The organism is Kitasatospora sp. NPDC086009, assembly GCF_044540385.1.
Lineage (GTDB): Bacteria > Actinomycetota > Actinomycetes > Streptomycetales > Streptomycetaceae > Kitasatospora.
Map to the genome: position 1 here is coordinate 26,594 of NZ_JBITSA010000036.1, position 13,128 is coordinate 39,721.

Consider the following 13,128-nt stretch of genomic DNA (forward strand, 5'->3'; position numbering starts at 1 on the left):
CCCCCATCCGCTTCGAGCGACTCCACTCCCCTGCGGTGGGACACTAGTGACACACCGTCACCCTGTCTACGCGCTCGGCGGATCCCGGGCGGTGCCGGACACGCCCGAGTGGTGCCGCGCGACGCCTGGCGGGACCGGCCCGGTCGCCGCGCGGGACGCACGGTCAGCGGTGGCCCAGCACGTTGACCACCCGCCCGCTGGGGTCGCGGACGAAGAACCGTCGCACGCCCCACTCCTCGTCCTGCAAGGGGTGAACGATCTCCGCACCGCTCTCCCGCATGAGCGCGTAGGCCGCGTCCACGTCGTCCACCTCGACGCTCATGTCGGGTGTGACCGGCGCGGTCCTGTCCTCGGTCATGACGCTGATCTGCGCCGCCGGGCTGGCCGGGGAGGCGAGCGTCATGATCCAGCCATGGTTCATGACCTCCTCGAAGCCCAGCAGGCCGTAGAACTGCCGACTCTCCTCCGCGGCCTCCGACCGGATGTTGGGAACGACACGGCGAACGGTCATCGACGGCTCCAAACGCGAGTGGACCTCTGGTTCTCCCAGGAGTACTACGAAACGCCGGCCACCGCGCGCACGTTACCGGACCCACCCGGGCTGCCCCGGCCCTGCGGCCACCGCGCTGCCGATCGGGTACCGCACCGTCGGGTGTCACGTCGGCCCGCCCGGCCGGCCCACGGCGGCAGGTGAGAGCCGCAGGGCTGCCGGGCGGGCCCCCGGAGGCCGCCCGAAGCGAGCGCGACCGCGCCGCGCAACCCGGGCGGCCGGTGCCGGGCGGTCCTTCAGGGGCGCGCGTCAGGCCCGGCGGCGGGAGAGCGCCACGACAGCGCGCCGGGCAGGCCGGGCGGGACGGAGTAGAGGTTGCCCTCGAAGGAGACCAGGCCCTGCGGGCTGACGGTCCGCTCGACCTCCAGCTCGGCCGGGAACGGCCGGACCGGCAACTCCAGCAGCGGCTCCAGAGCGGCGAGTTCAGCAACAGTGGCGACCGTTCCGTCGGATCTGCGGCGGCGCTCGTCCATGCGGACGGCGAGCTTGTCGACGCCGGACTGGGCCTGCTCGACGCTCAGCTGGTCGGGGACCGTGCGCCACCAGCGTTGCGCCGCAGAGTGGTTGGCCTTCTCCACCACGCCCTCGCGGTTGCCCCGGCGGGAGGGGCAGATGTCGACCCCGACGCCGTAGTACTTCGCCACCGCGGCGAAGCCGGCAGCACCCGGCCCGTCTGCGGGTAGCAGACGGTTGCCATGCGGTCGAAGCGCCAGCGCCGGGCGGTGCCGCCGAGCTTGCGCACCAGCTGGTCCAGGGCCTGGACCAGGTGCGGGAAGTCCTCGGACTCCGCCAGGACCGCCCGCCAAGGACCGGAGTGGGCAAGGGCTCCGACCAGCAGGTGAGCGTTCGCGCCGACGCCCCACGACTCGGGCGGGTCCGGCAGTTCCAGCCAGTCGAACTGGATCTCCTCGCCCGGCGGATGGGCGATCACCGCCACGTCCCTGCCGGTCGCCGCCTTGCAGGGCTCGCAGTGCGGGCGGAGCTGGTGGCGGCGAAGCGCCCGGGTGAACGTCGAGTAGGCGCCCTGGTAGCCGAGTTCGGCGATCTCGTCCAGCAGGGTGGAGGCCCACAGGTGCGGATCGTCGGCCAGGCGCTGGCGGCAGTAGTCCACGAACGGCGCCAGCGGGTCCGGGGCCCGGCGCCGGTGCTCGGGCACCCGCTCGCCGTTGTGGTAGGCGCGGACAGTCTTGCGGTCGCGGCCCAGGTGCCGGGCGATCGCCGAGATAGACCAGCCCTGCCGACGCAGCGCGTGCGCATCCACGTCTTCCTCCCGCGTCAGCATTCAGGCCCCCGAACAGGCCGAACTCGTTGCGAACGCAGACTTTCCGACTGGATGCGAACCAACCGGACACGCCAGGAGAGATCACACGATGGGTGGGGAGATCACCCGAGCAGGTTTGACCAACGTCGGAGCGGAGGATCGGAAGAGCCCGCCTCAGACCGCTCCGCTTATGGACGCTTCCGATATGTTCTTCCGGACCCGCAAGCGCCGGGCCTCGTGGGCCTTGAAGGGGGAAACGTGCCAGGTGAACGGCTTGACGCAGACTGGGTCCGAGCCTGGGCGGAGGATGCCGACGCGGCGCTCGCGAAGCTGACGCAGTCGTTCCTGACGACACATGGCTTCCCACCCGGCGAAAACACCGTGACGCCAGCTACAGCCGAAAGCCACGAGGCACTGGCCGCACTCGTAGACCCGACACCCATCCCGTCCGATCTGACCACGCTCTACGAAGAGATCAGCGAAGCTTCTCTGCCCGATGTCGACAACGGCTACTTCATCCACCCACCCACCACGGTCGCCGAGCACTTCCGCGAGTACGGCCCTCCTGCGATCGAGGGCGAATGGATCGCACCAGTCTTCGCCAGCGACGGCGGGGGGCACCTGTTCGCGCTGGGCGGCAACGGACGGGTCTTGAGATCAACCTCGGCTTCCTGGTTGGCCGATTTCGAGGTCGTCTCAGCCAGCCTGAAGGAGTTCCTCGAACAACTCAGTCACCAGATCACGGGACAGCTCTGACCACCGGCCAAAGAACCGACTCGACCTCCCGCGAAGGTGGGGAGGTCAAGTGAGCAGGTCTGGCCAATAACCGAGCGCAGGGTGGGGAGATTCAAGGCTCTGACCGGAGTTCCGTGAACAACTGGGGCGGGGATGCCTGCGGATCCGTGGGTGTCCAGTCGGATCGAGATCATGTGCTGGTTGACTGTGCGGCGTGACTGGGATGATCGAGATACCGGATGCAGAGGGTGACTGGGAGCCTGCGACGGAGCTCCGGGCAGGTGGGCGCAATCCGGCGCGGCAGGCGTCCATGTTCCAGAGTGTGACCTGGCCGTTGATTTCACTGGCCCTGCTCTCTGTGGACCTGGAGGCAGTGACGCGGCGGCTGAGGCTGACCCTTGAGACCTCGTGGGACCGGCACGGCAGTGTGCGGGCGGCGTTCTTCGTGCTGGAGGGGATGGACTTCGTCGTCACCCACCACGAGGGGGATGCTCCGGGAACGCACGTGTGGACCCGGAAGGGCGGGTCTGTCGACCCGGCCGCCCGCGTGGGCAGCCTCCTCGCAGCTCTCGGCGTGGGGCCGGACGCGGTCTCGTACTCCACCTGGGGGGCCGGCACCGACCTGTCGCACCTGCCCGCCGCCTGGTGGCGAGGCCGGGGCAAGCCGACGTGGTCGCACCAGGACACCTGGGACAACTTCAAGAAGCGTCCGGGGATGTTCGTCGGCCGTGTCACCTTCGGGGCAGTGGTCGGATTCCTCACCGGCTATGACACCGCCTCCGACAAGGCCCTGCTGGATGGGTTCGGGGAGTGGCTCGCAGCTCGGCTGGGATACGGCTCGAACCTGGTGCACTGGGCCTTGGCCGAGAAGCTGATCTTTCCCGACGGCCGTCCCGAGGAGCCCTGGTCACCTGAGACCGAGCAGCACGCCGTGGCCGGCTTGATCGGGCTGATCGACGAGTTCTTCGATCACCTCGCCGACGATCCGAAGGACCGCCCCGGAACGGCCTGATCGGGCGGTCCTCGGTTCATCCCCGGGTGAGGATCCTGATTCGCAGAAGTCGGAACGAGGCCCGACCGTACATGGCTCTCTTGAGCGTTTTGACCCGGTTCACGTTGCCTTCGACCTTGCCGGAGCTCCATTCGAGGGTGAGGCCGGCGGTGACGGCGTCGAGGTCCTGACGGAGGAAGCCGGCGAACGAGCGCATCGGTGCGGGGGCGTCCTCCTCGGCCTGGCGGATCCAGTCGTGCAGGAGGGCACCGAGCCTGTTGGTCATGAGGTCGTGAAAGCATCGGGCCAGGTCGCAGGCGCGGGCGATGTCCGGGCAGGCGATCCTGACGTCCAACAGTTTGTCCTGCTCGCGTTTGGCGAGGGTGCCGGTCGGCCGCATGATCCAGGAGGTGATCCGGCGCGGGCTGGGGATGTCGGCGCGAACGGGTTCGGAGGTTCCCTCGCGCAGGGAGGCGACGTGGCGGCGCACGGCCAAGACGCCGCCCCGGTAGCCGCGTTCGCTGATCTCGCGGAAGAGTTGCTGGGCGCTGGTGCACCCGGCGGTGAACCGGCTGTTGAGGTAGGGCTTGAACGGGTCGATCAGCCCCTGCTTGCCGACGCCGAACTCCCGGGCGGAGGCGAGGAGTTCGTCCAGCGGGGTGGTCTTGAAGCGGCGGACGGTCTTGCGGTCGAGCCCGAGGTGGCGGGCGATCGCGCTGATCGTCCACTTCTGGTCCAGCAGGCGGTGGACGTCCGCGTAGCGGTCGCGGGTCCGCTCGACGATCGGGGTCCGGGGCAGTTACAGGACCGGCAGGTCGATCGCCGGTGGCTCGGGCGGCACCTCCTGGTCGACCTGTTTGCGCAGGCAGGAGCGGTGCTGGTGGCAGGTCTTCTCGACCGCGGCGGACAGGTTCTGCAGCAGGTGCCAGCGGTCGGCGACCTCGATCGCGTCGGGGGCGGCTTCCTTGATCGCCCGGGTGTAGGCCGTGGCACGGTCGCGGCAGACGATCTCCGCGCCCGGGTGCTCGCGCAGCCAGGCGGCGAAGGTCTCCGAGGTCCGGTCGGGCAGGACGTCGACGGCGCGACCCGTCTCGACGTCGACCAGCAGGGTGCCGTAGGTGCGGCCCCGGCGGAAGGCGAACTCGTCGACGCCGAGCACCCGCGGCGCCCGCTCCGGCACGTCGGGCGCTTCGAGCAGTCCGAGGAGTCGGGTGCGGCCGGCCGCGACGCTGAGCTTGCGGCAAAGCCGCTCGCCCGCGCGTCCTCCGAGCTCGACGGCGACGGCCCGCAGCCAGTCCTTCAGCCCGGTGCTGGAGCGCAGGTGACGCTCGCTCAGTCCCCGGACCTGCTCGACGAACGTCCGGCGACCGCAGAGGAGGCGGTCGCAGAAGTACCGGCGCACCCGCAGCCGTATCAGCAACTTCCGTCCACCAAGGGGCGTTCGGCCACCGTGCGCCAGTACGTGGAGTGGACCCGCCGGCCACGGATCCCGCAGTCCGGGCAGCGGACGGCCGGACCGCACGCGGCGGCCTCGACCAGCACCAGGTCCAATCCGGCGGTCACCCGCTCCAGTTCAACATCAGCTTCGGGGAACAGCACGTCTTCGATCGTGTTGAGAGCCACGTGGAGGTCATCCCGCAGTGAAACGATCCTGCATTCATGCCTGTGACCTGGTCTTTCACGGAACTCCGGTCAGAGCCAGATTCAAAGAGCCCTATCACCACGTCCTGCACTGGTCCCGATGGCGCCGCCGACGCCGACACCAGGCCCGGACCGGCCACTACAAGAGACGAGGCCACAGCCCAAGAGCTGAAGCCTCATCACGGTAAGCACCGTTGCAGTAGGCCGGTGGCCCGAGGAACCTCCGATCCCCCGACTGTGCGCCGCGGCCGACCGTCCGGGCTCGTCGGGCGATCCCAAAGCCACGACAGGGATCGGGGTGCCACTCCAGGTGACCGGCCGATGGAACAGCTCGGATCGCACTCGTCGGGATTGCCGGGTGCTCGGAGCGCGCTTCGAGGTCGGCGAGCTGTCGCCCCGTCGGTCGGCAGGCACAGCCGAAGAGCTGGTGCCGTGCCAGGTCCAGGGCCAGCGGCCATGGGCGGCGGGGCGCCGCGCAGCGCGCTCCCCGGGTGTGACATCGGCCACATCATTACTGTCGAATGGTCGGCCAACTGCGCTCGCGGCGGCCGAATTTGCAGGTCGCGGGCCCGATCAGCAGTCCGCAGCGGACCGGGTCGAGCCGAAACGACCTGGCTACCGGGCGAGGGTTGAGCCTAGCCTGCCCGCCATGTCCCAGAACACGAACACCCCCGGCTTCCCCGGGCAGTCGGCCGCTCCGGTCGACGACTCCGCCAAGGTGCAGCGCCAGGTGCAGCGGCAGGCTGGCGTCGGGCCGGTCTCCGGTGGCGGCGGCACCCTCTTCTCCGAGCCGGTCCTTGTGGTGAACCAGAAGGCCAAGCTGATCGAGCTGACCAACGAGTACGCGGTCTTCGACCAGCATGGGGCCGCCCTGGGGTCGGTGGTTCAGGTCGGCCAGAGCGCCCTGCGCAAGGTCGTCCGGCTGCTCTCCTCCCTCGACCAGTACCTGACCCACAAGCTGGAGATCCGTGACGCGCAGGGCAGCCCGGTGCTACTGCTGACCCGCCCGGCGAAGCTCATCAAGTCGCGGGTGATCGTGCAGCGTCCGGACGGTCAGGAGGTCGGCCAGATCGTCCAGCAGAATGCCATCGGGAAGATCAACTTCGCGATGGAGGTCGGCGGGCAGAAGATCGGCGCCGTCAAGGCCGAGAACTGGCGGGCCTGGAACTTCTCCATCGTCGACGAGACGGACACCGAGATCGCCCGGATCACCAAGACCTGGGAAGGCCTGGCGAAGACGATGTTCACCACGGCCGACAACTACGTTCTCCAGATCCACCGCCCGCTCGCCGACCCGCTGCTCAGCCTCGTGGTGGCGACCGCGCTGACGGTGGACACCGCGCTGAAGCAGGACGCCCGCGGCCTCGGCTGACCGCGGCCGGGCAGCGGTCCGATCCCCGCCCCGACCATCGGCCCGGCACGGCAGCGACAGCGGGCAGGCGCGCACCCGGGCCGATTGACCGGGGTGCGGGCTGCGGCCACTGCCACCGCCCGGGTACCCGGGGAACGCCCGGAGGCCCTCCCCCGCCGGGGGGAGGGCCTCCGTCGGGGCAAGGACGAGGACCGGGCGAGGACCAGACAAGGCATCCGCAGACGCGGCCTCCGCTGCCGTCCGTGCGGGGGGGCGGGGCCGGGTGGGCCGCGGTTCAGCCGTTGGCCGTGAGGCGGTCCAGGAGGTCGAACTCCACGCGGACGCGGTCGATGTCGGCCGTGAGGAACTCGGCTGCCGTGCGGGCGCCCCGACTATCACCCCGGGCACGCACACCACGTGCACCGAGCTGAAGCGGGTCCAGGCCGGCGTGCTCGACATCGGCTACGCCGAGGCCGGGCCGAAGCACGAACCCGTGGTCATCTGCCTGCACGGCCGGCCCTACGACATCCACGGCTTCCTCGACGTGGCGCCACTGCTGGCGGACGCCGGCTACCGGGTGATCGTGCCGTACCTGCGAGGCCACGGCACCACGCACTTCCTGTCTCCCACGACCGTCCGCACCGGGCAGCAGTCCGCGATCGCCCTCGACGTCCTCGCCCTGATGGGCGCCCTGAAGATCCACAACGCCGTGCCAGCCGGATTCGACCTGGGCTCTCGCGCCGCCGGCACCATCTCGACGCTGTGGCCCGAACGGGTCAAGGCCCTGGTGGCGGCGAGCGGTTACCTCATCGTCAACATCCCTTCGCAGCAGAACCCGCTGCCGACGAAGACCGAGCACACCTGGTGGTACCAGTACTACTTCGCCACCGACCGGGGCCGCGTCGCCATGGAGACCAAGCAGTACCGGCACGACCTGTGCCGGCTGGTGTGGAAGGAGGGCACTGCCCCCGGCGACAGGCCGTCCCAGAGGCCGGCCGAACGGCGGGTGCCGTCAGCACCGGGGAATGTTGGGATCCCGGTTCACCGATCGCGCGTTGCCGTCCGCATACCCGGCGAAGACATAGACGGAGGGCGATATGTTGGTCCATCCATGCCCGTCGTTCCAGTAGATCCGGTTCGTGCGGTACCACGTGTTGCCGTAGTTCCCGACGCTCTCGCCGACAGTCCAGCACTGGGCGATGATCGCACCACCCGGAGGAACGTCGGCCCACCCGTCGGGGTCCTTGGACTGAGTGTTGGGAGCGTCGTAGAGGCCAACCCAATGCCCGACGTTGATCGGAACATAGTCGTCGGCTGAAGCACTTCCCGCTGTCGTGGCGAGCACGCCGACGGTCAGTGCTGCAATCGTTGCGAGTACCGCAGCACGGCGTCCGGCCGTTGACCTCATAGTTCCTCCGTGAATCCATCCTTGGCCCAGAGGTACCGAAACGGCGATGCAGCCCTCTCGAGCAGCTGCTCCTCTGCGTTTGGCGGGGATATCAGGTTGCCAGGACTCAGAACGCTGGTGGGCGATGCTTTCCGGACGTTCTTCTGACACCTCGCCCCGAGGCTGCGGCGCCCGTTCGACGACACCGTGTACTACCCCGTCTCACCCCAAGGCCGGCGGCAAGGACAACGCCCTCCCTCTGCGCCGCACCAGGTGGCGACACCGGACGCCAGGCCCGCCAGGCCTGATCACACGACCTCTCCGCGAGGACCCGGGGCCGCCGCCCGGGCCCTCACCGTTGACCCTCCAGCCGGGCCAGAGCACCGCCGGTGATCGCAGTCCGACCTCCGCGGCCGCGTCTGCGAGACTGGCGATCATGACGGGCCGCCGCAGGCTCTCCCTGGGCTTCTCCGAGTCCGCCGTCGACGCTTCCGTGCCCCCTCAGCCCGGTGGGCGCCGACTGCTGCCGGTCGAGCAGAGCGCCGCCGGCCGGACCGGGAGGCGTTCGGCGGGGACAACCCCGAGCACACCGCGAGGTCTGTCTCCAGCCCCTCGCCGACACCTGGCGGACCATCAGCTGAGGGTCAGTGCGAGACCGGTTCCGAGGCGCAGGCGCAGCTCGGTGACATGGGGAGGTTGCGGCGACGGTCGAGGCGGTCCGACCGCCACCGCCACCCTTGTGCTCCACCGACGCCTCGCTCGCGACTACGACCAGTGGCCTGACCACGCCGCCTCCCGCGCCCACCCGACGATGACATGCCCTCGGTCCCGGGCTGGGGCAGCACGTGGGACTAGGCTCGGACCGTGGATCACCCCGACGAGCGCGCCGAAGGCGCCGGACCGTTCACCACCCGGCTCACCTGGCGGCCGGCCGAGGGAGGCTCGGCCGTCTGGGAGTCGCGCCTGGCACGCAAGCGCGGGACGCTCAGGATCCGCGCCGAGGAAGGGCCGGAGGGTCCGCCGCGCACCGCGGACGACACGGCACTTCATCGGCTGCGCATCCTCAACACCGTCGCGGCCGTCGCGTTCACGCTCGGCGGTGCCCTCTTCGCCCTGGGGGCAGCCGTCACCGAGATCGACTCGGCCGGCGCGACCGCGGCCGCTTCGATCTACTTCGCGGGAGGCCTGTGCTTCAACACCGGCGGTTACACCTCGCTGCTCCAGGCGGTCAACGCCCCGCGCCGCTCGGGTGAAACGGACTCGCTGGTGACGGGTGGCTGGCGGTGGTGGAGCTACGAGCCCACGCGGATCGACTGGCTGAGCACCTTCGTCCTGTTCGTGGGCACCCTCGTTTTCGGCGTGAACCTGCTGGACTCGTTCCTTCAAGGGCTTTCGGCCCAGCAGGTCAACCGGTTGGTCTGGGCCCCCGACATGGTGGGGTGCGCGCTGTTCCTGATCTCCGGACATCTCGCCCTGGTCGAGGCCTGTCACGGCCCCCCGTGCCTGCACGCGCGCAACCTCGGCTGGTGGATCGTGGTGGTCGACCAGGTCGGGTCCGTGCTCTTCATGGCGTCGGCGCTGGCGCCTTCACCCGCCCGGAAACCGGCAGTCCGCTCAACGCCGACATCGCGAACTGGGGAACCTTCGCCGGCGCGGTGTGCTTCTCGGTCGGCGGCGTCCTGCAGTACTTCGAACGACCCTAGCCGGATGCGTCGGGTACGGGCGGTTGCGGCCAGCGCGGCCTCGGGCCCGGGGGCTTCGCGGGTCGGGGGGGGCGGCCGGGGTCGGTGGAGCGGTGGCGGCCGGGGCCTCGCACCGCTGCTCCCCGTGCGGCGGTGGGAGGCCCCCGGGTCAGCGGAGCCAGACCGGGGCGGTGACGATCGCCTTGAGCTGGTCGACGCCGAGTGCCGGGTTTCCCGGGCGGAAGGTGTAGCCGTTCTCCCCGTTCCACTCGTTGATCTCGATGGCCCGGCCATCGGCGTAGTGGACCGCCGCCGCCCAGTGCAGGACCGGGTCGACCGCCGTCTTGCCGTTGCCGAACATGTTGGTGACGACGGTGCTGCCGTCCGGCCGGCGCTCCCGGACCGCCAGCGGGCCCGCCGACCCCTCCGCCTCGGCGTACTCCTTGTCCTTGACGCCCCGCTCGCCCGGCTCGGTGACACTGACCGAGAGCATGCTGGTGCGCCCCTCGTACGTCACCGTGAGGTGCGGCCCGTTCCGGCCGTCCTGCCCGGAGGGCACGGCACCCGGCGGGAGCAGCGGGACGAGCGCCGCCAGAAGATCCTCCGCCTTCGGACCGGGCTCGGGCGTCGGTGGCTTGGGCGCGGTGTCCCGCGCCGGCAGGGCGTCGAAGAGCCGCGCCCAGGCCGGAGCGGTCACCAGGGCGCGCAGCTGCTCGGCGTCGAGCGGCGGGTTCTCCCGGTTGGGGGTGGCCGGCTGCCCGTTGTGCTCGATGATCGTCACCCGTCGGCCGTCCGGCGCCGCCCAGGTGGCGCGCCACTCGCGGTGGCTGTCGGAGTTCCGGTCCTTGAGCTTGTCGACCACCAGCGCGGAGCCGTCGGTGTCGACGGCGCGCTCACAGGCCTCCTGGGGTTCACTGAAGCCGTCCATGCAGACGGCGCCCGCCTCCGGGGTGAGTTCGGTGCGGCTGACGGTGTAGGAGATCATGCTCTCCCCCTTGCCGTCGTCGAACAGCACCGTGCCCCCGGTCTGGTACCGGTCGCCGTTCGGGCCCGCCTCGGCCGGCGTCGCGGCGAACAGCACGCGAGACTTCCCCGGTGGCAGCAGCGAGGTGAACAGGCCGACCGACTCCTCGGCGGTCATCGGCCGCACCGGCTCGGTGGCCGGGCGGGACGCGTGCGAGCCGCCACCGACGACGGCGGTGAGGCTCATGCCGACCACGAGCACGGCTGCCAGCCCGCTGACCGCCAGGGCCCGCCGCTGGTTGCGCCGCCGCCGGCCGCGACGTTGCGCGGCGGCGGCTAGGGTGTGCAGCCCCGGTTCGGGCGCGAGCGCCACCGCGCCGCGCAGGGCCTGGGCGAATTCATCCTCAAAGGACACGACCGAGCACCGCCTTCCTGCCAGTGGGATCCGTTGTGGTGCGGCCACCGGTGTCGCCGCCGGTACTGCCGCCGCCGGCGGCCTGCCCGTCGGCGCCGAGGCTCTCGCCGAGCGTGGCGCGCATTCGGCCCAGCGCCCGGCTGCTGCGCGAGCGCACCGCCGTGCTGCTCAGCCGTAGCGCCGCGGCGGTCTCCTCGACACTGCGGTCCTCCCAGAACCGCAGCACGAGCACCGCCCGGTCCTGCGCCGGGAGCTCGCCGAGGGCGCGCAACAGGGTCAGCCGCAGCGTCGGGTCCGGGCCGTCCACCGCGATGTCCGGGAGGGTGTCGGTCACCCGCTCCGAGCTGCTGCGCCGCCGCCGGTACGACAGGAAGGTGTTCACCAGCACGGTCTGGGCGTACCCGCTCGGGTTGTCCAGGCGGGATATCCGGCGCCACTTCACGAAGATGCGCCCGAGTGCCTCCTGAAGGAGGTCCTCGGCCAGGTGGGCGTCGCCGCCGGTGAGCAGGAAGGCGGTGCGCAACAGCTGTCGGCCCCGCGACACCGCGAAGGCCGGGAAGTCGGGCGGCACCGGCTCGGCCGGCTGTTCCGCGCTCGTTGAGTGGTCCATGTCTTTCTAACGTCGTCGACCCGCCGTCATGTGGCAGTGGAGGCGGGGGATCTTTCCACGGACTCGCACCCGCGTCCTGACGGTGGCACGCACGACGGTGCCGCGCCGCGAGCTGACTTCGGGTTGGGGAGGCACCCAGTCAGGCTGGGGAACGGGCCGTTCCACGGTTGCCTCGGTCGGGTCCCATAGGCGCTTGGGCGGCTCGACCACACGGCGACCGCACCCACACCGTACAAGCGCGGACACCCCGGAGTACGGCGAACTCCCCGCCGGACCCGGTACATCGGGCCGGCCGCCCGGCAGCGTGCCTATGCCAGCGCCCGGCTGTGGTGGCTGGCCTCCGACGGCTTGGTCGACTGGACCACCTTGCCGCTGGACCGGTGTTCGAGGGTGAGCCGCTCGGCCGATGGGTGCAGGCGCAGCGGGCCGGGTGGCCTGCTCTGGGGCCGGTCACCCATGATCCGTCCCGACATCGACCTCGACCTTCTTGCCGACGTCCTCGTCTCCCCGTGCTCGCCCGCATGGCATCGGGCGACACCAACCGGCTCAACACGGAACAAGCCAGCCGGCAGATCACCAACCTCGTCCTCAACGGCGCCGCTCCCGCGCCGAGATGACGACCACGGAAGCGCCGAAGCACACCGGGACGAACAGTCTGGCTGCCGCAGCCGCCGGTCGGCTGCGCGGACAGGCCAGTCCCCTACTCGCCTCGGCGAGGCCAGGGCCAGCCCGCTGATGCCGATGGCCACGTCCCGCCACAAGAAGCCGGGGAACGTCCATCAACCGCGACCGGTGGACTCCGCCACGAACCAGACCGGCGACCGACACCCCAGGGGGCCAGGCCACCCCGAGAGCTGCTGCCACGGTCCGCGCAGGGTGCGCGCCGATGGCGGGGGCATTTCCCGGGGCGCGGTCTCAGAGCAGGCACGCACCTCCTCCTCCACCAGCGGGGCGACGAGCTGCGGCGCCATCTCGTGAACCCGGTCGAACAACTGGCCCGGCAGCCGCCCGCCGAAGCCCTCCGACCGGTCCACCGCGGCCCTGCGGTTCTCCTGTGCCGATTCCGCCACGGGCACCTCCATCCCTCCGGCGACCCCCTTCATGGCCGGCGCTCCTGCCTTGTCCGACGCGGCCGCGCGAGCGCCACACCGGCGTCCTGTCGTCTGAGCCTCGCCCCGGCTGTCACCCCGCGACACCCGAACCAGATCGATCCTGTAAGAGGTCCTAACAAAGGCGTTGGACGTGGCGGTGAGTGATCAGGCAGGTGGCGAGGCCGAGGAAGGCCTCGTGGATGTCGTCGCGCCGTTCCCAGCGGATGCGCAGGCGGCGGAAGCCGTGGAGCCAGGCGATGGTCCGTTCGACGACCCAACGGTAGACGCCCAGGCCGGAACCGTGGGGTACTCCCCGGCGGGCGATCATCGGTTTGATGCCCTGCTTCCACACCAGTCGCCGGTACTTGTCGTGGTCGTAGCCGCGGTCGGCGAACAGGAGGTCGGGGCGGCGCCGGGGTCGGCCGACGAGGCCGGCCACGGCGGGAACTTT

15 protein-coding genes and 1 pseudogene are annotated in these 13,128 nt (G+C 70.7%); 5 read left to right on the forward strand and 11 right to left on the reverse strand.

Annotation, left to right across the window (positions count from 1 at the left end):
- Positions 1-163: 163 nt before the first annotated feature.
- From ACIF6L_RS38005 to ACIF6L_RS38015, 3 genes are all read right to left on the reverse strand, one after another.
- Positions 164-511 (reverse strand): VOC family protein, encoded by a 348-nt coding sequence (locus ACIF6L_RS38005; protein ID WP_329491904.1) that lies wholly within the window; start codon positions 509-511, stop codon positions 164-166.
- Between the two features lie 275 nt (positions 512-786).
- Positions 787-1,131, reverse strand: a complete 345-nt coding sequence (locus ACIF6L_RS38010; RefSeq protein ID WP_396491832.1) for a Mu transposase domain-containing protein — start codon at positions 1,129-1,131, stop codon at positions 787-789.
- On the reverse strand, positions 1,068-1,811 hold the full coding sequence (locus ACIF6L_RS38015; protein WP_396491833.1) for a transcriptional regulator: 744 nt from the start codon (positions 1,809-1,811) through the stop codon (positions 1,068-1,070). The genes ACIF6L_RS38010 and ACIF6L_RS38015 overlap by 64 nt, the downstream gene beginning before the upstream one ends.
- A gap of 258 nt (positions 1,812-2,069) precedes the next feature.
- On the opposite strand from ACIF6L_RS38015, the gene ACIF6L_RS38020 reads away from it, so the two are divergent.
- Both ACIF6L_RS38020 and ACIF6L_RS38025 read left to right on the forward strand, forming a co-directional pair.
- Positions 2,070-2,567 (forward strand): hypothetical protein, encoded by a 498-nt coding sequence (locus tag ACIF6L_RS38020; protein WP_396491834.1) that lies wholly within the window; start codon positions 2,070-2,072, stop codon positions 2,565-2,567.
- A gap of 193 nt (positions 2,568-2,760) precedes the next feature.
- Entirely contained in the window at positions 2,761-3,558 is a 798-nt protein-coding gene (locus ACIF6L_RS38025; RefSeq protein WP_396491835.1) for a hypothetical protein, read from the forward strand.
- A 16-nt stretch (positions 3,559-3,574) separates the two neighbouring features.
- Here ACIF6L_RS38025 and ACIF6L_RS38030 read toward each other — a convergent pair whose 3' ends face one another.
- The 3 genes from ACIF6L_RS38030 to ACIF6L_RS38040 form a co-directional block, all read right to left on the reverse strand.
- Complete coding sequence (locus ACIF6L_RS38030) at positions 3,575-4,027, reverse strand: transposase (RefSeq protein ID WP_396491836.1); 453 nt, start codon at positions 4,025-4,027, stop codon at positions 3,575-3,577.
- A 309-nt stretch (positions 4,028-4,336) separates the two neighbouring features.
- On the reverse strand, positions 4,337-4,957 hold the full coding sequence (locus tag ACIF6L_RS38035) for a transposase (RefSeq protein WP_396491837.1): 621 nt from the start codon (positions 4,955-4,957) through the stop codon (positions 4,337-4,339).
- Positions 4,951-5,160 (reverse strand): hypothetical protein, encoded by a 210-nt coding sequence (locus ACIF6L_RS38040; protein WP_396491838.1) that lies wholly within the window; start codon positions 5,158-5,160, stop codon positions 4,951-4,953. Before ACIF6L_RS38040 ends, ACIF6L_RS38035 begins: the two co-directional genes overlap by 7 nt.
- A 532-nt stretch (positions 5,161-5,692) precedes the next feature.
- Here ACIF6L_RS38040 and ACIF6L_RS38045 point away from each other — a divergent pair.
- From ACIF6L_RS38045 to ACIF6L_RS38055, 3 genes and pseudogenes are all read left to right on the forward strand, one after another.
- Positions 5,693-6,550 (forward strand): LURP-one-related/scramblase family protein, encoded by an 858-nt coding sequence (locus ACIF6L_RS38045; protein ID WP_396491844.1) that lies wholly within the window; start codon positions 5,693-5,695, stop codon positions 6,548-6,550.
- A gap of 262 nt (positions 6,551-6,812) precedes the next feature.
- The gene (locus tag ACIF6L_RS38050; RefSeq protein ID WP_396491839.1) at positions 6,813-7,847 is read left to right on the forward strand and encodes an alpha/beta fold hydrolase; all 1,035 of its coding nucleotides are present in this window, start codon (positions 6,813-6,815) and stop codon (positions 7,845-7,847) included.
- A gap of 933 nt (positions 7,848-8,780) precedes the next feature.
- Positions 8,781-9,619 (forward strand): annotated as a pseudogene (locus tag ACIF6L_RS38055) (hypothetical protein).
- Between the two features lie 148 nt (positions 9,620-9,767).
- Here the strand turns inward: ACIF6L_RS38055 and ACIF6L_RS38060 are convergent.
- The 5 genes from ACIF6L_RS38060 to ACIF6L_RS38080 form a co-directional block, all read right to left on the reverse strand.
- A complete protein-coding gene (locus ACIF6L_RS38060) occupies positions 9,768-10,976 on the reverse strand; it encodes a hypothetical protein (protein ID WP_396491840.1) in 1,209 nt (402 codons plus the stop codon).
- Positions 10,966-11,586: a SigE family RNA polymerase sigma factor gene (locus ACIF6L_RS38065; protein WP_396491841.1), complete on the reverse strand. Its 621-nt coding sequence runs from the start codon at positions 11,584-11,586 to the stop codon at positions 10,966-10,968. Before ACIF6L_RS38065 ends, ACIF6L_RS38060 begins: the two co-directional genes overlap by 11 nt.
- A 308-nt stretch (positions 11,587-11,894) precedes the next feature.
- Positions 11,895-12,044, reverse strand: coding sequence for a hypothetical protein (locus ACIF6L_RS38070; protein WP_396491842.1), 150 nt, complete (start codon positions 12,042-12,044; stop codon positions 11,895-11,897).
- Between the two features lie 321 nt (positions 12,045-12,365).
- Positions 12,366-12,689 carry a hypothetical protein gene (locus ACIF6L_RS38075; protein WP_396491843.1) on the reverse strand — a complete coding sequence of 108 codons (324 nt, stop codon included), beginning with the start codon at positions 12,687-12,689 and terminating at the stop codon, positions 12,366-12,368.
- A 121-nt stretch (positions 12,690-12,810) separates the two neighbouring features.
- The coding region (locus ACIF6L_RS38080; RefSeq protein WP_396492663.1) for a transposase at positions 12,811-13,128 on the reverse strand (318 nt) is incomplete at its 5' end.

What these genes read in the sequence shown, in the direction of transcription:
- ACIF6L_RS38070 (WP_396491842.1), bottom strand. Translation starts at nt 12,044, where the DNA reads ATGGGTGACCGGCCCCAGAGCAGGCCACCCGGCCCGCTGCGCCTGCAC.
- ACIF6L_RS38005 (WP_329491904.1), bottom strand. Translation starts at nt 511, where the DNA reads ATGACCGTTCGCCGTGTCGTTCCCAACATCCGGTCGGAGGCCGCGGAG.
- ACIF6L_RS38065 (WP_396491841.1), bottom strand. Translation starts at nt 11,586, where the DNA reads ATGGACCACTCAACGAGCGCGGAACAGCCGGCCGAGCCGGTGCCGCCC.
- ACIF6L_RS38075 (WP_396491843.1), bottom strand. Translation starts at nt 12,689, where the DNA reads ATGAAGGGGGTCGCCGGAGGGATGGAGGTGCCCGTGGCGGAATCGGCA.